This is a genomic window from Methylorubrum subtropicum (assembly GCF_038442325.1).
In the GTDB taxonomy this organism is placed as follows: Bacteria; Pseudomonadota; Alphaproteobacteria; order Rhizobiales; family Beijerinckiaceae; genus Methylobacterium; species Methylobacterium subtropicum.
The window spans coordinates 236,381-252,670 of sequence record NZ_JBBXMW010000001.1 but is presented as its reverse complement, the minus strand read 5'-3'; the positions used below and the strand labels follow the sequence as shown (position 1 = coordinate 252,670).

Sequence of the window (16,290 nt, the reverse complement as noted above, 5' to 3'; positions counted from 1 at the left end):
GAGCGCGCGATGGCGACGGATGCGAGCGAGCCCGGCGAGATGACGCGGGCGACGGCCACCGGGGACCGGGGCGTGTCGCGTCGGCTGCTGGCCATTCCCGTCGTCCTCGCCGCGGGCTGGGGCGCGCTGTTCTCCTACACCCTCCTGGCCCTCACCGACGACGGCCGCGAGGCCTCGGCCCGGCCTGCCCGCTACGCCAGCGCCGACCACGGCGGCATCGACGTGCCGGAGGTGCGCCTGCCCGAGCCCGAGCGGGTGGCGGCGCTCGTTCCCCCCGCTCCCCAGCAGCCCCGCCTCGTCCCGGTCGCCGCCGTGGCGACGGCGCCCGAGGCGCTCGCACCGCCCGAGCCGCCGCGGCCCGCCGCGCCGGTCCTGGAGCGCGCGGCCTATGTCGGCGTGTGGGGGCCCAACGCGGTCGCCTGCGGCCAGCGCCAGCGCCGCCGCGGCTTCCTGCCCGCCACCATCACCGAGGAGGGAGCGAAGGCCGGCCGCACGAGCTGCCGCTTCCGCAACAACCGCCGCGACGGCGCCGCCTGGACCATGGCGGCCGATTGCAGCGAGCGCGGTCGCCGCTGGACCTCACAGGTGCGCCTCCTCGTGGAGCAGGATCGCCTGACATGGTCGAGTCCGAAGGGGCTGGCGAGCTATATCCGCTGCAGCCGCAAGGCGGGCTGATCAGGCTGCGCCGAACCGCAGCGGCAGCGCGCGGGGGCGAAACACCACCCGCTCCGGCACGAGCCGCCATAGCCGCTCGGCGCCGTCGAAATCCGCGATCTCGGGCGAATCCAGCACCAACTCCGTCCGCCCGGTGATCTGAAGCAGGTCGCCGCTCGCGAAATCCGGCACGGCGATGCCGGCGCGTGGGTTCGAGAGCAGATTGCCGAGCGTGTTGAAGAAGCGGTTGCCCGCGTAGTCCGGCACCGTGAGGGTGCCGTCCTCGGCCACCCGCACGAAGCCCGCCGGCCCGCCGCGATGCGAGACGTCGACCTGTCGCTCCCCGCCCGTCTCGGTGGAACTCGCCACGAACAGCGTGTCGGTGGCGGCCAGCAGCGCCCGCGCCCGTCCGTCGAGCCGGTCCGACACGGACGGCGCCTGGGCCTTGCGGAGCGTGCCGGAGAACATCGCCGGGCGGGGCCGGATGTAGCGCGGGCAGTTCCCGAAACTCTGCTCCACGGCCACCGTGAAGCCGCTCATCCCCCTCCGCTCCACCGTGCCGTTGAGGCGGTTGCGGCGGCGCGTCTCGAGTTCGATGCCGAGCAGCCCGACGCCCGCGCCGTCGTGCAATCCCGCTTCCGCCGGATCGTCGGGCTCGGGTGCCGCCACGACCGTGAGGTGGTACGGGTCGGGCACCCCCAGAAAAGAGCCGGGCGGGCCGGCCCGCAGGGTCGCCCAGGGGGCGCCGCGGGCATCGACCGTGCCGAGCACCACGAAGGGCAGCAGCGGGTAGAACCCGGCATGCTGCTCGATGAGATGGTCGCGGATCACCCGCGGGCCGATCTCGGCCATGCGGGCGGCGGAGCCGACGCGCGTCTGGAGCGCGACTTCGCCGCCATGCCACGGCGTCGTGTCCATGGGGGGACTCCTTCAGACGTTGAGGCCGGCGGCGGTCCTGGGGAACGGCAGGAAGCCCGGCAGCGCCTCGATCCGGGCGAGCCACGCGCGGATCGCCGGATAGGGCGCGAGATCGACGTTTCCCTCGGGCGCCGCTGCGACGTAGCTGTAGAGCGCCACGTCGGCGATGGTCGGATGCGCGGCGGCGAGCCAATCGCGGTCCGAAAGTTCGGCCTCGACCAGGGTGAGGATGGCGTGCGCCCGCGCGATCACCTCCTCGGGTCGGAACGCGGCGCCGAACACGGTGACGAGGCGCGCGGCGGCCGGGCCGAAGGCGATGGGCCCGGCGGCGACCGAGAGCCAGCGCTGCACCCGGGCGGCGCCCTCCGGGTCCTCGGGCAGCCAGTCGGTGCGCCCCAGCTTCTTCGCCACGTAGACCAGGATGGCGTTGGAATCGGAAATAATGGTCCCGTCGTCGTCGAGCACCGGCACCTGCCCGAACGGGTTGAGCTTGAGGAAGGCCGGCGTCTTGTGCTCGCCGCCCCTGAGATCGACCGGCACGGTCTCGAACGGCACGCCGAGCAGCGACAGGAACAGACGCGCCCGGTGGGCATGGCCGGACAGGGGCAGATCGTAGAGCTTCACGGGTTTTCCTAGGGTTCGGGCCGTCGAACCGGCCGGTCCCCGCATCAAAACCGTTTCGCCGATCCTTGAGAACCGTCATTCTCCGCAAGCGATTGTTGCTCGAAGCGGAATGATCGGAGCCCGCGATGGACCGCTGGCAGGGGATGCGGGTGTTCGTGCGGGTGGCCGAGAGCGGCGGCTTCGCCGGTGCGGCCCGCGCGCTCAACATGAGCCCGCCCGCGGTGACCCGCGCGGTGGCGGCGCTCGAAGCGCGGATCGGCGCGCGGCTTCTCACCCGCACCACCCGCCGGGTCGCGCTGACCGAAGCTGGCGCGCGCTATCTCGACGATTGCCGCCGCATCCTCTCGGAGATCGAGGAGGCGGAAGCGACCGCTGCGGGCGCCATGGCGACGCCGACCGGCACGCTGACCGTGACGGCCCCGGTGCAGTTCGGCCGCCTCTACGTGCTGCCGGTGATCGGCGAATACCTCGACCGCCACCCCGCGGTGGCGGCCCGCGCCCTGTTCCTCGACCGGGTGATCGACCTCGTCGAGGAGGGGGCGGATGTGGCCCTCAGGATCGGGCCGTTGCCGAATTCGGGGCTCTCGGCGATCCGCGTCGGCAGCGTGCGCAGCGTCGTCTGCGCCGCGCCGGCCTATATGGAGCGGCACGGCACGCCGCGCGAGCCGGCGGATCTGACCGGCCACGCGATCATCGGCCGGAGCGACAAGGCCGGGGTGGCCGAATGGCGCTTCGGCCCGGAGCGGCGGATGGCGGTTCCGCTGCGGCCCCGGCTCGTCTGCAACACGATCGACGCGGCGCTCACTGCGGCCCTCGACGGTTGGGGGATCGTGCGGCTCCTGTCCTATCAGGTCGCGCCGGCTCTGGCCGAGGGCCGGCTGGTGCGTCTGTTCGAGGCCCACGAGGGCCCGCCGATGCCGGTCCACGTGGTGAGCCCGGAGGGCCGCCGGGCGCCGGCCAAGGTGCGGGCCTTCGTCGAGCTGGCCGTGGAGCGACTGCGGGCCGACCCGCGGGTGAACCCGCCCGTGGGATGAGCGGGGCTTGGGTGATCGCGACGGTATGACCCCCACTGCCGTCATTCCGAGGCCGCGGAGCGGAACCCGAAATCTACCCGTGATGTGCGGCCATACAATGCGTCGCGGCCGGTCATGGATTCCGGGTTCGCCTGCAGCGCCCCGGAATGACGGCAGAGGGAAAATTCGAAGTTCTACAAGACCCTCTCCCGTCGCGCGGTCGGGAGAGGGCTGCTCGCGACTAAGAGAAAACTAATCCTTCAGGTCGGCAGGGACCTTGCCGCCGTTCTCTTCCAGCTTCTTGATGACCTGCTTGTGCAGCCAGACATTCATCGAAGCGGAGTCGTTCTTGTCGCCCGAGTAGTGCAGTTCGTCGGCGAGCTGCTGGCGGGCGTGCAGGCTCGAATCGAGGTCGAGCAGCTTCATCAGATCGACGATGGAGGTGCGCCAGTTGAGCTTCTGCCCGTTCTTGGCGGCCATGTCGTTGAGCACGGCCTCGACATCGACCGGGCCGCCGGAGGCGCCGCCGCTGGTCGGGGTGGAGGCCGGCGCGTTGCCGCCGCCGGAGGTCGGCTGCGCCTCGGTCGAGGCCGGCTTGTCGGACGGCGCGGCCTGCGCCTCGGAGGTGCCGAACGGATGGAGGATCTTGCTGACGATGCTGCCGAGGAGGCTCATGGCGGTCGGGTCCTGTCGTCTCGCGCGGCCGAGGTGCCGCTACGGTCCCGTTAACATCGCTTAAGGAGCGCCCGTTCCGCCCTGCCCTCTCGCCAAGGCCATCGCTCGAAGCGATGGCCTTGGTTTTTTTGTTGCCTCAGTCGCTGGCGCCCGCCTCCGCGGGCTGAGGCTCTCGCTCCACTCTACGCCTCGGCTCACGCCGAGGCACGCTGCGCGCGGCGCTCTTCGCGCCGCGAAGCCGCCCATGCGGCTTCGGGCGATTGGAAGATCGCGCCCGCTGTGCCATGGGGCGGGATCAGTCCTGCCGGAACCCGTCCCCGATGCGCATCCTGATCAAGGCCTTCGCCCTTCTGGCGAGCCTCGCCGCCGCCCTCCCCGCCGCCGCCCAGCAGGTGCCGGTGCGCATCGGCGTGATCCCGGTGATCGGCGCCGCCCCGGTCTTCGTCGCCAACGGCGAGGGCTGGCTGAAGGAGGCGGGGCTGGCGCCGGCCTTCACCACCTTCGAGTCGGGCCCGAACATGATCCAGGCGCTCGCATCCGGCACCATCGACGTCTACGTCGCCGGCATCGCGCCGCTGGCGGTCGCCCGCACCAAGGGCATCGACGTGCGCGTCGTGGCCGCCACCGCCATCGAGGAGATGGTGTTCGTGGCCGCCCCCAAGCTCGCCCCCTACTTCGCGAGCGCCCCGAGCAAGGCGGACGCCTTCAAGCAGTTCAAGGCGAAGGAGGGCCGCGCGGCCCGGCTTGCCACCCAGCCGCCGGGCTCGGTGCCGAACACCACGCTCCAGCACTGGCTCTGGCAGGTCGCCAAGGCCGACAAGGCCGATGTCGAGATCGTCGCCATGGGCATCGACGCGACCCAGCAGGCGCTTCTCGCCGGGGCCGTCGACGGCGCCTCGATCCGCGAGCCGGCGCTCACCATCGTGCAAGGCCGCAACCCGAAGGTCGCGCTGATCGCCACCGGGGCTGAGATGTTCCCCGACCAGCCGGGCACGGTGGTCGCCGTCTACGGCAAGTTCGCCGAGGCCAACCCGAAGGCCGTCGAGGGCCTCGTCGCGGCCCTCGTCAAGGCGACGGCGCTGCTGAAGAACGACCCGGCCAAGGCCGCGGTGCCGGTCGAGGCGGCGCTCGGCAAGGGCATCACCGACGTGGCGACGATCCAGAAGGCGATCTCTTCGCCGGCGGCGAAGTTCGTCACCGACCCGCGCACCATCATCGAGGCGACGAAGGCGATGCAGGCCTATCAGGTCTCCATCGGCACCCTCGACAAGGAGGCGCCGACCGACGGCCTGTTCGACGTGAAGCCGTTCGACGCGGTGAAGAAGCCCTGATCGGACCCGCATGAGTGCCATCCGCTCGGCCGCGCTCGCGGCCGCCGGGCTCGCCGCCTTCCTCGGTGTCTGGGAGGCGGCGCCCCGGCTCGATCTCGTCAACCCGGCCTTCCTGCCGCCGCCCTCCTCCATCCCCGCCGCCTTCGGCCGGGAGATCGCGGGCGGCGCATGGCCGCGCGCGGTCGCCGAGAGCCTGAGCCACTACGTCGTCGGCCTCGGGGTCGGCGCGGGGGCGGGCATCGCGCTCGGGCTGCTGTCCGGCATGTTCCGCTGGTTCGAGAGCCTGACCGCCTGGATCGTGCGGCTGCTGCGCCCCATCCCCGGCCTCGCCTGGGTGCCGTTCGCCATCATCTGGTTCGGCGTGCAGCCCTCGGCCGCGGTGTTCATCATCGCGGTCGGCGTGTTCTGGATCGTCTTTTTTGCGACACAGGGGGCCGTCCGCGGGGTTGATCGCGACCTGATCGAGGTCGCCCAGGCCTTCGGCTTCCGCGGGCCCTTCGCCCGGCTGACGAAAATCCTGCTGCCCGCGGCGACGCCCGGCATTCTGGTCGGCGTGCGCACGGCGCTCGGTCAGGCCTGGATGGCGGTGGTCGCGGCCGAAATTTTTGGCGTGCCCGGCATCGGCGCGCGGATGATGCAAGCCTCCTCGCTCCTCTCCACCGACATCGTCGTGGTCTACATGCTGACCATGGCCGCCCTCTACGGCCTGTTCGACACCGGCTTCGTCGCCCTCCAGGGCTGGCTGCTGCGGTGGCGCGCATGAACAATCTTGAGAACCAGCGCCCGATCATCGACATCAAGGGCCTGTCGCTCGCCTACGAGCGCGACGGGCGGCGCACCGAAATCCTCGCCGCGCTCGACCTCGCGGTGCCGCGGGGCCAGTTCCTCGTCATCGTCGGCGAGTCCGGCGTCGGCAAGTCGACGCTGCTGCGGGTGCTGATCGATCTGGCCAAGCCCAGCACCGGCACCGTCACCCTCGACACGGCGCCGGAGACGCGCAGCCCGATGGCGCTGGTGTTCCAAGATGCCCGAATGCTGCCCTGGCGGCGCGTCATCGACAACGTCGCCTTCGGCCTGGAGCGCCACGGCCTTCCGAAGGCCGAGCGCCGGGCGCGGGCGGAAAAAATGCTCAAGCTCGTCGGTCTCGCCGACCTCGCGCAGCGCTGGCCGCACCAGCTCTCCGGCGGCCAGCGCCAGCGCGTCGCCATCGCCCGCGCGCTGGCGGTCGATCCCGAGGTGCTGCTGATGGACGAGCCGTTCTCCGCGCTCGACAGCTTCACCCGCGAGGGGCTGCAGGACGAGATTCAGCGCATCAAGGCGCAGACGGGCAAGACGGTGCTGTTCGTCACCCACGACATCGACGAGGCGGTCTACCTCGCCGACCGGGTGGTGGTGCTGGCCGGCAGCCCCGGCCGGATCGCGGCCGATGTGTCGATCACCCTGCCCCGCCCGCGCCTGCGCCGGGACACGGAACTGGTCGAGGCGGCGCGCCAGTTGCGCGGGGAGCTGTCGCGGCGGTCCTCGGACCTCTGAGGCGTGGAACGCGAGCGTCGCCGTTCGGGTTCGTTGCCTGTGTCGGGAAAACCTTGACGGTGGCGCCCGCGCTAGAAACCATCGCGCGGCCCTGCGGGGCGACGCCGGGAGTATCGGGATGGGATTTTTTCAAGACGCCCTCCTCCGCCTGAATCGCGTGGTGCAATCCTACGCGGGCGATGCCGAGTTCATGCAGGCGGCGGTCTCGGCGGCGGCCAACGTCATCGTCGCCGACGGCGACACCGACGAGGAGGAGATCGAGGCCGCCCTCGTCAGCATGCGGGCCAACCCCATCCTCGAGAAATCCTACGACACGCTGACCCTGGAGAAGGCCCTGTTCGAGGCGCTGGCCCGCGGCGAACTGCGCGCCGGGCGACTCGAAAACCTCCAGCACGTCGCGGCCATCGCCGACCGTCCGGTCGAGCACCGCCAGTACGTCTTCCTGATCGCCGCGGACGCCGCCGACAAGGGCGGCATCACCGAGAGCGAGCATAAAGTGCTCGATGAGCTGGCCGCGGCGCTTGCCGTCGACAAGGCGTCGCTGCTGGGTTGAAGCGGCACGGGGCCGCCCGTCGCGCCCTCGCGAACCGGCCGCGGAGGGCGTATGATGCCCTGCCGCTCGGGAGTGTTGTGAACGATGTACAAGGTGACGGGAACGGACCCGGCGGGACGCGAGATGACGTTCGCCTGCGGCACCGACGAGCAGGCCCTGGAAAAGACCTGGGAACTCGCCCGCCGCGGCTTCCGCGACGTGGCGGTCTCCGACCCGAGCGGCAAGCGCATGAGCGCCGGGGCGTTCGAGCGGTCGCTGGATTTCGATTACGATTGAGCCGCCCCGGCGGGCGAAGCGACCTTTGTTCGCCAAGGCTCGTCCTACCCGATCCCCTCATCCTGAGGTGCGGAGCGCAGCGAAGCCTCGAAGGAGGGCTCCAGCGAATCGCGCGATCCTTGGGACGCCCTCCTTCGAGGCCGCTGACGCGGCACCTCAGGATGAGGGTGAGGGTGGGACGAGGGGTCTACGGACGCCGCTCATGCCGCCCGCTTCTGATAATCCTTCACGTCCGTGAACCGGATCTTCTCCCACCGCTCCTCCTCGTAGCGCAGCGAGAAGGCGGTCGACGCCATGAAGACCGGGGCGCCGTCGAGGTCGCTCGCCATCGACGAGCCGTGGGCGTTCACGAACTTGTCGATCTCGGTCTCCGAGTCCGACTCGATCCAGCGGCAGACCGAGAACCGGCTCGTCTCGAAGTCGATCGGCAGGCCGTATTCCGCCTGGAGCCGCTCCTTCAGCACGTCGAGCTGCAGCGCGCCGACCACGCCGACGATGGCGGGCGAGCCGTCCTGCGGCACGAACACCTGCACGACGCCCTCCTCGCCCATCTGCTGGAGCGCCTCCTTCAGCTTCTTGGCCTTCATCGCGTCGGTGAGCTTGATCCGGCGCATGATCTCGGGGGCGAAGCTCGGCACGCCGCGAAACACCAGCTCCTCGCCCTCGGTGAGGGTGTCGCCGATGCGCAGCGTCCCGTGGTTGGGGATGCCGACCACGTCGCCGGCATAGGCCTCGTCGGCGATGGCGCGATCCTGCGCGAAGAAGAACTGCGGCGCCGAGAGCGACATCGGCTTGCCGGTGCGCACGAGCTTGGCCTTCATCCCGCGCCGGAGCTGGCCGGAGCAGACCCGCATGAAGGCGATGCGGTCGCGGTGGTTCGGGTCCATGTTCGCCTGGATCTTGAACACGAAGCCCGTCATCTTCGGTTCGGTCGGCTGCACGGCGCGCTTGTCGGCCTCCTGGCCCCGCGGCGGGGGGGCGAAGCGGGAGAGCCCGTCGATCAGGTCGCGCACGCCGAAGTTCCGCAGGGCCGAGCCGAAGAAGACCGGCGTCAGGTGCCCCTCGCGGAACGCGTCGAGATCGAAGGTTTTCAGGCCGCCCTCGGCGAGTTCAACCTCGTCGCGCCACGCCTGCGCGGCGCCGTCCTCGGTGAGCAGCTCGTCGAACAGCGGATCGTCGGCGCCGGAGACCGCGATGGTGCCGGCATCGTCTGCCGCATCCAGGCGGCGCACCCGGTTGCCACCGAGTTCGTAGGTGCCGGCGAAGTTGCGCCCGAGCCCGATCGGCCACGTCACCGGAGCGACATCGAGGGCGAGCGTCTTCTCGATCTCGTCGAGCAGCTCGAACGGGTCGCGGGCCTCGCGGTCGAGCTTGTTCACGAAGGTGACGATCGGGATGTCGCGCAGCCGGCACACCTCGAACAGCTTCCGCGTGCGCGCCTCGATGCCCTTGGCCGCATCGATCACCATCACGGCCGAATCGACCGCGGTCAGCGTGCGATACGTATCTTCCGAGAAGTCCTCGTGGCCCGGCGTGTCGAGCAGGTTGAAGACGCAGTCGCCGTACTCGAAGGTCATCACCGAGGTGACGACCGAGATGCCGCGTTCCTTCTCGATGCCCATCCAGTCGGAGCGGGTCGAGACGCGGTTGCGCTTGGCCTTCACCTCACCGGCGAGCTGGATCGCGCCGCCGAACAGCAGCAGCTTCTCGGTGAGCGTGGTCTTGCCCGCGTCCGGGTGCGAGATGATCGCGAAGGTGCGCCGCCGCGCGACCGGGTCGGCTTTGGGGTCGGCGGGCTTGGGGTCGGCAATTTTTGGGTCAGATTGCATCAGCATGGCGGGCACCGGCCGCGCCACTGGCGGCCACTCGTCTTATAGGAATCCGGGGTCGGGCCTCTGTACGCGCTCCGCGCGTCCCGCGCAAAGCCGGGCGAGCGTCTACCCCCGCCCGACATAGGGCATGCCGGTCGCCATCACGGTCATGAACAGCACGTTGGCCGAGAGCGGCAGCCCGGCCATGTAGACCACCGCCTCGGCGACGTGCCGCGCCTCCATGAACGGCTCCGGCCGGATCGTGCCGTCGGCCTGCCGCGCGCCCTTGCCGAAGCCCTGCGTCATCTCGGTCTCGGCGTTGCCGATATCGATCTGGCCGCAGGCGATGTCGAAGGGGCGCCCGTCCAGCGCGGTGGCGCGGGTGAGGCCGGTGATGGCGTGCTTGGTGGCCGCATAGGGCGCCGACATCGGCCGCGGCACGGTCGCCGAGATCGAGCCGTTGTTGACGATCCGCCCGCCTTGCGGATCCTGCGCCCGCATCATCGCGAACGCCGCCCGCGTGCACAGGAAGGCACCGGTGAGGTTGACGTTCACGCTGCGCATCCAGTCCTCGACCGCGACCTCATCGACGGTCGCGGCCGGGGTGAAGATGCCGGCATTGTTGAACAGCAGGTCGATCCGCCCGAAGTTTTTTGCGATCTCGGCGAACAGCGCCTCGACCGCGGCGGGGTCGGCGACATCGGTCGGCACGCAAAGCACTTCACCCGAAAGTTCACCGGCGACCGCCTCCAGCGCCTCCCGCCGCCGCCCGGCCAGCACCAGCCGCCACCCGGCCCCCGACAGCCCCCGCGCCACCGCCCGCCCGATCCCGGACCCGGCCCCCGTCACCAACGCCACGCCGCCCATCTCCGCCTCCCCGCGCCGCCCCTCCCTCTATCGCAGCTTCGCGTGACCGGTTGCCAGCCCCGCGCAGCCCGTCTAGAGAACCCACGACCTTCGCGTCGGTGGGGCGTCGCCAAGTGGTAAGGCAGCGGTTTTTGGTACCGCCATTCCCAGGTTCGAATCCTGGCGCCCCAGCCAAGCCTCAGCTAAGTCGTTGATCTGATTGCGATCCGCGCTCGGCCGCTCTGGCGGCTGCGCCGATTGTACGCAGAGCTGTTGCACGCGCTTGTCCACAGGGGCAGGCCGTTGACGATTTGTTCTAACGTGTACCGACGCGGTGCGGTATACTGGTGGCGTAGGCGATTCCGTTGCGATGAGCGGACGCGACCGCTTGGTGCCTCTGTTAAGGGGAATTCCACCACGGTCGCTCTGAGCCTGGGCACGACCGACCCATCCAGTGCGCGCACACTCGGCTGGGCGCTCAACGCGGAAAGCCTCCGCGTCCGGGACGATCCCGCCATGCGCACCACCAGCCAGATCCGAGACCACCTGCGCGCGTATGTCGACCGGGAGCGGGGCGCGCGGTTGACGCGTCTGCAGCGCGACCTCGATCCGCCGCGTGATCCGCTCGTCGGCGACTGGCCCGCACTGATGGAGAGACGCGCCCGGGAATACCGCATCTTCGGGCGCCTGCAGGCCCTGGCCGCCGAGGAAGGCTTCGAAGCCGGGTACGACAGCGAACTCGATGCTCGCCTAAAGCGGGAAGGCTTCAGCCTGACGGAACGCGGGGCGATCAGGCGACGCATCACGAATGGCTACCTGCGCGATCTCGGACGCCCGGACGAGACCGGGCGGCTCACGCCGCCCCGCGCCTATCTCGAGGCGATGCTGATGAGCATGGACGAGCCCGTCACCGAAGCGGGCCTGATCCGATGCCTACGCGGCCTCGCGGCTGTCTCCGGCCATGTCTCGCGCGAGTTCGCTGCAACTTATGCCGAGGCCCGTTGCGATCCGCGTGAGGCCTGGGCCAATCTCTCTGCCATGCGCGTCAGGGGCGAAATGCCACGCGACGAGCTAGGCTGGGCCTCGTCCGACTTCGATGGCGCCGACAGCTTCGAATGGGGCGACTTCGAGATCCACGCTCCGCCGATACTTCGGCAGACCGCGAGTGATGATGGTGGCGGTTCTCCCCCTCACCTATCCGAATCTGCCCGCTATCCCGTACCCGAGGAGGGTCCTGCACCGGCTAGGAAGCACCCGCCCGCTGCGCCAGCACCTGCGTCGTACCCTTCGGACACGGAGGCCGCCGCTCCAGAAGCGGTTCCAGATCAATCGCATATGCGGTCCGAGCTGGATGGCGAGGATGCCATTCAAGACACCGCCGACTGCGCTACTGAATACGAACAGCGAGTTCAGGACGATGCGAGCACGGGCGTGGAAGCCGTCTCCGAGCCCATCACGAACTCCCTGACGACAATGGTCGAAGAGCTCGTCATCCACAAAGGTGTCACCTGGGACGAGAAGACCCAGCGGCAGCATCGGGCCGTCGCCAGGATGCTGGGCGACATCGCCGGGACCGACGACCTGCGGCGGATCACGCACGCGCATCTCGCTGCCTACGTCCAGAACCTCTCGAACCTGCCCAAATCCTACGGCAAGAGTTCACGCGATGCGGATCTATCGATCGCAGATCTCATTGAGCGTGGACGAACGATGCGGGCCGCGGGTCAGGCTGAGAAGGTTGGGCTCAGCCCCGCGACGGTCAACCGGCATATCACGCAGCTCTCGACGATCGCGAAGTACTGCCGCGCCAAGCAGCGCCCGATCGGGCAGGTCGAACTTCTGAGCGACTTCCGGCTGATCGACCCGGAGCGGGATGGTGAGAAGCGACCGGCCTTCGAAGCTCACGAGGTAGAGAAGCTGTTCGCACATCCCGTTTGGACCTCGACGGCCTCGGAGCCGGAGATGCTGCGGATCGCGCGGAGGCAGCAGATCTTCGCAGCCGTCTACTGGCTGCCACTTCTCGGCTACTACTCCTGCGCGCGCTTGTCCGAGCTGGCCTATCTCGAACTCGGCGACATCGACGTGGAGCGGGGCACGCTCAAGATCCAACCGACACGCCGGCGGCGTCTCAAGAATGCGGTGTCTCGCCGGACGCTGCCGATCCATCCCGAGCTCATCCGCCTCGGCTTTCTGGATTTCGTGCGGACCAAAGCGGGCGGGCGACACGATCTGATTTTCTCGGAGATCGCACAGCTTGGCGAGAACACACCCCTGTCGAACCTGTTCGACAAGCGCTGGACAGTCGTTCTGGACGAAGCCGTGCCGTCGGCTCGGGAGGAGGGAAAGACGTTCCATTCCTTCCGGCATTTCGGCAATACGGAGATGATCAGGCGTTTGGTGCTCGATCCGATCCGCGAGTCGATGCTGGGCCATGAGGGCGCCACGGTGAACTCGCGCAACTACAAGAAGACGCTCAAACCCGAAGACTTGCTCACGGCCATTGCGGCCATACCCGAGGTCACGCGGGATCTACGGACGTATGATTGGGCGCTTCTTGGAACAGTGATCACGGACGGCTCGTCGAAGGAGTGCGTGATGGGGAGGCGACGGCGGTCAAGACGCCCGTCATCCTCTTCATCGACGCATCCATCCGCGCGTAAAGGCGACGCCGCGGGATCGGGACGGTCTCCGCCGACAACGGTATTCCGTTCACGGCCAGACCAGAAGTCGCTTCACGCGACTTGAAGCCTGATGCGGCAAGCCCCGATCCATACAGCCGACCCTCGCCGCTTCTCCGATGCGGGCGCTCAAGCAGCTCAGCTGGCGTTTCTCATTTGCGCCATGAGCGGACATCGGCGCACTGCCCGGAAGCGGACGACACCTGCAAGTATGCAACCTTCCGGCGTCGACCCTAATTGGGCCTTCAGACCATTACACGGGAACGTCAGAGCGAGCATTGGAGCGGGCAATCTATCGCTTCGCGAACCCCACGTCGGCAGCAATGCTATTCAACCGTTCTGGCGCGCGCTCCTTCCGCTCGCTGTAGCGGTTGACCAGGTAGTCGGCCCGCTCGCGGGTCAGGAGCGTGAACTTCATCAGCTCCTCGCACACGTCCACGACGCGCTCGTAGAGCGGCCCCGGCTTCATCCGACCGGCGTCGTCGAACTCCTTGTAAGCCATCGGCACCGACGACTGGTTTGGGATGGTGATCATCCGCATCCAGCGGCCGAGCAGGCGTAGGCTATTCACCGCGTTGAAGCTCTGCGAGCCGCCCGAGACCTGCATCACGGCAAGGGTTCGTCCCTGGGTCGGCCGGACGGAGCCCTCTGACAGGGGCAGCCAGTCGACCTGGCTCTTCATCACCCCGGTCATGTTGCCGTGCCGCTCGGGGCTGACCCAGACCTGCCCCTCGGACCAGATCGACAACTCCCGCAGTTCCTGCACTTTCGGGTGGTCGGCGGTGCTGTCGTCAGGCAGGGGCAGGCCGTGCGCGTCGTAGATCCACACCTCGCCGCCCATGGCTTCCAGCAGGCGCGCGGCCTCGTAGGCCAGGAAGCGGCTGAACGAGCGCTCTCGCAGCGAGCCGTACAGGATCAGGATCCGCGGCGCATGTGTAAACGGCGCGGTCGAATGCACGCGGTCGCGGGTCGGCACCTCGAAATGCGCCACGCTCAGGTTCGGCAGGCCGTCGGCGAAGGGCTGGGCGGGCTTGTCCAAGGATCAACTTTCTTGTACGTTCAAGCAATAATTTGAATATTGTATCGAAAATGGATGAACCGCAAGCCCTCGCTGCGTTCGCGGCCCTCGCTCAAGAACACCGCTTGCGCCTGGTGCGGGCGCTCGTGAGCGCCGGCCCGGACGGGCTGGCCTCCGGCGTGCTGGCTGAGGCGGTCGGAGTGTCCGCCGCCACCGTGTCCCATCACCTCAAGGAACTGAGCCACGCCGGGCTGGTCGCCTCACGGCGCGAGGGCCGCTCGATCATCTACAGCGCCGCCTACCCGGTGCTGTCCGACCTGATCGCCTTCCTCATGCGCGACTGCTGCCAGGGCCGCCCGGAGGTCTGCGCCCCGGCGATGGCTGCGCTGGCTACCTGCTGCCCCCCTTCCGGAGAGACCGCCCATGCCTGAGCCGTTCGATGTTGTGATCTACCACAACCCGGAATGCGGCACCTCGCGCAACACCCTGGCGATGATCCGCAACGCCGGCATCGAGCCGCACGTGGTCGAGTACGTCAAAACCCCGCCGACACGGGCGCTGCTGGTGCAACTCCTGCTTCGTGCCGGCCTGAGCGTCCGCGACGTGCTGCGGGATAAGGGCACCCCGTTCGCCGAACTGAACCTCGGCGATCCGGCACTGACCGACGCGCAACTGCTCGATGCGATCGAGGCGCACCCGATCCTCATCAACCGCCCGCTCGTCGTCACACCGAAGGGCGTGCGCCTGTGCCGGCCGTCCGAGGCCGTGCTGGATCTCCTGCCAGTGCAGCAGGGCGAGTTCGTCAGGGAGGACGGCGAGCGGGTAATGGACGAGCATGGCCGCCGCGTCGTTGCCGCCTGAGCCTCACGCCGATTAACGAGAAGAAAACGCTCGGATGCTCGCGCTCGCCATCTTTCTCGTCACCCTCGTGTTCGTCATTTGGCAGCCCAAGGGCCTGGGGATCGGGTGGAGCACCCTGGCCGGTGCGGGGATAGCCCTTGCCACGGGCGTGATCCACCCGGGCGACATCCCGGTGGTCTGGCAAATCGTCTGGGACGCCACCTTCACGTTCGTGGCGCTCATCATCATCTCGCTGCTGCTGGACGAGGCCGGGTTCTTCCACTGGGCCGCGCTTCACATCGCCCGCTGGGGCGGTGGCCGGGGCCGGCGGCTGTTCCCGCTCGTTGTCCTTCTCGGCGCGGCCATCGCGGCGGTGTTCGCCAACGACGGCGCCGCGCTGTTGCTGACCCCCATCGTGCTGGCGATCCTGCTCCGGCTGGACTTCGAGCCGGCGGCGTCCCTGGCCTTCATCGTCGCCTGCGGGTTCGTGGCGGACAGCACCTCCCTGCCGCTGGTGATCTCCAACCTCGTCAACATCGTCTCGGCGAACTTCTTCGACGTGACCTTCGGCCGGTACGCGGCCGTGATGGTGCCGGTGAACCTCGTCTCCCTGGCGGCGACCCTGCTGGTGCTGTGGGCCTACTTCCGGCGCGACGTGCCGGCGGCCTATCCCGTGGATGCGCTCGAACGCCCGAACGACGCGATCCGCGACCCGCTGGTGTTCCGGGCGGCGTTCCCGCTGCTCGGCGTGCTGCTGCTTGCCTACTTCGTCACCGCGCCGTTCGGCGTGCCGGTCTCGGTCGTGACCTTTGCCGGCGCTGCGGTGCTCCTGCTGCTCGCGAACCGAGGCGGGATCATCCCGATCCGCAAGGTGCTGACCGGCGCCCCCTGGCAGATCGTCCTGTTCAGCCTCGGCATGTATCTGGTGGTCTACGGCCTCCGGAGCGCCGGCCTGACCGACGAGCTGGCGAAGGGGCTGGTCTGGCTTGCCGGGCATGGACCGTGGGTCGCCACCGTCGGCACCGGTTTCGCCGCCGCGATCCTGTCGTCCGTCATGAACAACATGCCGAGCGTGCTGATCGGGGCGCTCTCGATCCAGCAGGCCCCGGACCTGTCGCCGCTGACCCGCGAGCTGATGGTCTACGCCAACGTGATCGGGTGCGACCTCGGTCCGAAGTTCACGCCCATCGGCAGCCTTGCCACCCTGCTCTGGCTGCACGTCCTGGATAGCAAGGGCCAAAGGATCACCTGGGGCCAGTACATGAAGGTCGGGCTGGTCATCACCCCGCCCGTGCTGCTGGTCACGCTGCTGGCGCTGGCGGCCTGGCTGCCGCTGCTCGGCGCTCGGTAGCCCGCCCGCGCCCGAGAACCGCCGGCTGGCCGGTGATCTCCGCCTTCGGCCGGCTCTACGGCGCGGAGGCTCGGCTGCCACACACTGTAAAACATGACCGGGCGACGTTTGAGAGCGTGGCAGAACGTTGCGCACCGCTTCGAGTGGCCCTGCGGCAATATCAGGCCTC

Annotated in this window: 17 protein-coding genes and 1 tRNA gene; 12 read left to right on the top strand and 6 right to left on the bottom strand. The window is 69.0% G+C overall.

Features of this window, described 5'->3' with window-relative positions; all coding sequences use genetic code 11:
* The first annotated feature begins 9 nt into the window (after nucleotides 1–9).
* Nucleotides 10–675, top strand: a complete 666-nt coding sequence (locus AAHG03_RS01215; protein ID WP_342148156.1) for a hypothetical protein — start codon at nucleotides 10–12, stop codon at nucleotides 673–675.
* On the opposite strand, the gene AAHG03_RS01210 is transcribed toward AAHG03_RS01215, so the two are convergent.
* Both AAHG03_RS01210 and AAHG03_RS01205 read right to left on the bottom strand, forming a co-directional pair.
* Nucleotides 676–1,572: a pyridoxamine 5'-phosphate oxidase family protein gene (locus AAHG03_RS01210; RefSeq protein WP_342148154.1), complete on the bottom strand. Its 897-nt coding sequence runs from the start codon at nucleotides 1,570–1,572 to the stop codon at nucleotides 676–678.
* Between the two features lie 12 nt (nucleotides 1,573–1,584).
* On the bottom strand, nucleotides 1,585–2,196 hold the full coding sequence (locus AAHG03_RS01205; protein ID WP_342148153.1) for a glutathione S-transferase family protein: 612 nt from the start codon (nucleotides 2,194–2,196) through the stop codon (nucleotides 1,585–1,587).
* 125 nt (nucleotides 2,197–2,321) lie between these two features.
* Here AAHG03_RS01205 and AAHG03_RS01200 point away from each other — a divergent pair, with 125 nt between their 5' ends.
* A complete protein-coding gene (locus AAHG03_RS01200; RefSeq protein ID WP_342148152.1) occupies nucleotides 2,322–3,230 on the top strand; it encodes a LysR family transcriptional regulator in 909 nt (302 codons plus the stop codon).
* Between the two features lie 231 nt (nucleotides 3,231–3,461).
* On the opposite strand, the gene AAHG03_RS01195 is transcribed toward AAHG03_RS01200, so the two are convergent.
* A complete protein-coding gene (locus tag AAHG03_RS01195; RefSeq protein ID WP_342148151.1) occupies nucleotides 3,462–3,884 on the bottom strand; it encodes a DUF3597 domain-containing protein in 423 nt (140 codons plus the stop codon).
* A gap of 320 nt (nucleotides 3,885–4,204) precedes the next feature.
* On the opposite strand from AAHG03_RS01195, the gene AAHG03_RS01190 reads away from it, so the two are divergent.
* The 5 genes from AAHG03_RS01190 to AAHG03_RS01170 all read left to right on the top strand — a co-directional run bounded on the left by AAHG03_RS01190 (nucleotide 4,205) and on the right by AAHG03_RS01170 (nucleotide 7,577).
* Nucleotides 4,205–5,215 carry an ABC transporter substrate-binding protein gene (locus AAHG03_RS01190; protein WP_342148150.1) on the top strand — a complete coding sequence of 337 codons (1,011 nt, stop codon included), beginning with the start codon at nucleotides 4,205–4,207 and terminating at the stop codon, nucleotides 5,213–5,215.
* A 10-nt stretch (nucleotides 5,216–5,225) separates the two neighbouring features.
* On the top strand, nucleotides 5,226–5,978 hold the full coding sequence (locus AAHG03_RS01185) for an ABC transporter permease (protein WP_342148149.1): 753 nt from the start codon (nucleotides 5,226–5,228) through the stop codon (nucleotides 5,976–5,978).
* Nucleotides 5,975–6,748: an ABC transporter ATP-binding protein gene (locus AAHG03_RS01180; RefSeq protein ID WP_342148148.1), complete on the top strand. Its 774-nt coding sequence runs from the start codon at nucleotides 5,975–5,977 to the stop codon at nucleotides 6,746–6,748. The genes AAHG03_RS01185 and AAHG03_RS01180 overlap by 4 nt, the downstream gene beginning before the upstream one ends.
* A 118-nt stretch (nucleotides 6,749–6,866) precedes the next feature.
* A complete protein-coding gene (locus AAHG03_RS01175; protein ID WP_342148147.1) occupies nucleotides 6,867–7,301 on the top strand; it encodes a tellurite resistance TerB family protein in 435 nt (144 codons plus the stop codon).
* A gap of 84 nt (nucleotides 7,302–7,385) precedes the next feature.
* Nucleotides 7,386–7,577, top strand: coding sequence for a hypothetical protein (locus AAHG03_RS01170; protein WP_056243690.1), 192 nt, complete (start codon nucleotides 7,386–7,388; stop codon nucleotides 7,575–7,577).
* 200 nt (nucleotides 7,578–7,777) lie between these two features.
* Here AAHG03_RS01170 and AAHG03_RS01165 read toward each other — a convergent pair whose 3' ends face one another.
* A complete protein-coding gene (locus AAHG03_RS01165; protein ID WP_342148146.1) occupies nucleotides 7,778–9,412 on the bottom strand; it encodes a peptide chain release factor 3 in 1,635 nt (544 codons plus the stop codon).
* 102 nt (nucleotides 9,413–9,514) lie between these two features.
* Nucleotides 9,515–10,255 carry an SDR family oxidoreductase gene (locus AAHG03_RS01160; protein WP_342148145.1) on the bottom strand — a complete coding sequence of 247 codons (741 nt, stop codon included), beginning with the start codon at nucleotides 10,253–10,255 and terminating at the stop codon, nucleotides 9,515–9,517.
* A 99-nt stretch (nucleotides 10,256–10,354) separates the two neighbouring features.
* Here AAHG03_RS01160 and AAHG03_RS01155 point away from each other — a divergent pair.
* Together AAHG03_RS01155 and AAHG03_RS01150 are read left to right on the top strand one after the other, a co-directional pair.
* Nucleotides 10,355–10,429: transfer RNA gene (locus tag AAHG03_RS01155), tRNA-Gln, on the top strand.
* A 321-nt stretch (nucleotides 10,430–10,750) separates the two neighbouring features.
* Entirely contained in the window at nucleotides 10,751–12,979 is a 2,229-nt protein-coding gene (locus AAHG03_RS01150; protein WP_342148144.1) for a tyrosine-type recombinase/integrase, read from the top strand.
* A 225-nt stretch (nucleotides 12,980–13,204) separates the two neighbouring features.
* On the opposite strand, the gene arsH is transcribed toward AAHG03_RS01150, so the two are convergent.
* Nucleotides 13,205–13,951: an arsenical resistance protein ArsH gene (gene arsH, locus AAHG03_RS01145; RefSeq protein WP_342148143.1), complete on the bottom strand. Its 747-nt coding sequence runs from the start codon at nucleotides 13,949–13,951 to the stop codon at nucleotides 13,205–13,207.
* A gap of 50 nt (nucleotides 13,952–14,001) precedes the next feature.
* Between arsH and AAHG03_RS01140 the strand changes: the two genes are divergently transcribed.
* The 3 genes from AAHG03_RS01140 to AAHG03_RS01130 are packed head-to-tail and all read left to right on the top strand — an operon-like array spanning nucleotide 14,002 to nucleotide 16,121.
* Complete coding sequence (locus tag AAHG03_RS01140; protein WP_342148141.1) at nucleotides 14,002–14,361, top strand: ArsR/SmtB family transcription factor; 360 nt, start codon at nucleotides 14,002–14,004, stop codon at nucleotides 14,359–14,361.
* On the top strand, nucleotides 14,354–14,791 hold the full coding sequence (arsC, locus tag AAHG03_RS01135; RefSeq protein ID WP_342148140.1) for an arsenate reductase (glutaredoxin): 438 nt from the start codon (nucleotides 14,354–14,356) through the stop codon (nucleotides 14,789–14,791). The genes AAHG03_RS01140 and arsC overlap by 8 nt, the downstream gene beginning before the upstream one ends.
* A 34-nt stretch (nucleotides 14,792–14,825) precedes the next feature.
* Nucleotides 14,826–16,121: an arsenic transporter gene (locus tag AAHG03_RS01130; protein ID WP_342148139.1), complete on the top strand. Its 1,296-nt coding sequence runs from the start codon at nucleotides 14,826–14,828 to the stop codon at nucleotides 16,119–16,121.
* The last annotated feature ends 169 nt before the right edge of the window (nucleotides 16,122–16,290 follow it).

Excerpts from the sequence above, each read along its gene's own strand:
- AAHG03_RS01215 (WP_342148156.1), top strand. The coding sequence starts at position 10 with ATGGCGACGGATGCGAGCGAGCCCGGCGAGATGACGCGGGCGACGGCC.
- AAHG03_RS01210 (WP_342148154.1), bottom strand. The coding sequence starts at position 1,572 with ATGGACACGACGCCGTGGCATGGCGGCGAAGTCGCGCTCCAGACGCGC.
- AAHG03_RS01200 (WP_342148152.1), top strand. The coding sequence starts at position 2,322 with ATGGACCGCTGGCAGGGGATGCGGGTGTTCGTGCGGGTGGCCGAGAGC.
- AAHG03_RS01195 (WP_342148151.1), bottom strand. The coding sequence starts at position 3,884 with ATGAGCCTCCTCGGCAGCATCGTCAGCAAGATCCTCCATCCGTTCGGC.
- AAHG03_RS01190 (WP_342148150.1), top strand. The coding sequence starts at position 4,205 with ATGCGCATCCTGATCAAGGCCTTCGCCCTTCTGGCGAGCCTCGCCGCC.
- AAHG03_RS01185 (WP_342148149.1), top strand. The coding sequence starts at position 5,226 with ATGAGTGCCATCCGCTCGGCCGCGCTCGCGGCCGCCGGGCTCGCCGCC.
- AAHG03_RS01180 (WP_342148148.1), top strand. The coding sequence starts at position 5,975 with ATGAACAATCTTGAGAACCAGCGCCCGATCATCGACATCAAGGGCCTG.
- AAHG03_RS01175 (WP_342148147.1), top strand. The coding sequence starts at position 6,867 with ATGGGATTTTTTCAAGACGCCCTCCTCCGCCTGAATCGCGTGGTGCAA.
- AAHG03_RS01170 (WP_056243690.1), top strand. The coding sequence starts at position 7,386 with ATGTACAAGGTGACGGGAACGGACCCGGCGGGACGCGAGATGACGTTC.
- AAHG03_RS01165 (WP_342148146.1), bottom strand. The coding sequence starts at position 9,412 with ATGCTGATGCAATCTGACCCAAAAATTGCCGACCCCAAGCCCGCCGAC.
- AAHG03_RS01160 (WP_342148145.1), bottom strand. The coding sequence starts at position 10,255 with ATGGGCGGCGTGGCGTTGGTGACGGGGGCCGGGTCCGGGATCGGGCGG.
- AAHG03_RS01150 (WP_342148144.1), top strand. The coding sequence starts at position 10,751 with ATGCGCACCACCAGCCAGATCCGAGACCACCTGCGCGCGTATGTCGAC.
- AAHG03_RS01140 (WP_342148141.1), top strand. The coding sequence starts at position 14,002 with ATGGATGAACCGCAAGCCCTCGCTGCGTTCGCGGCCCTCGCTCAAGAA.
- arsC (WP_342148140.1), top strand. The coding sequence starts at position 14,354 with ATGCCTGAGCCGTTCGATGTTGTGATCTACCACAACCCGGAATGCGGC.
- AAHG03_RS01130 (WP_342148139.1), top strand. The coding sequence starts at position 14,826 with ATGCTCGCGCTCGCCATCTTTCTCGTCACCCTCGTGTTCGTCATTTGG.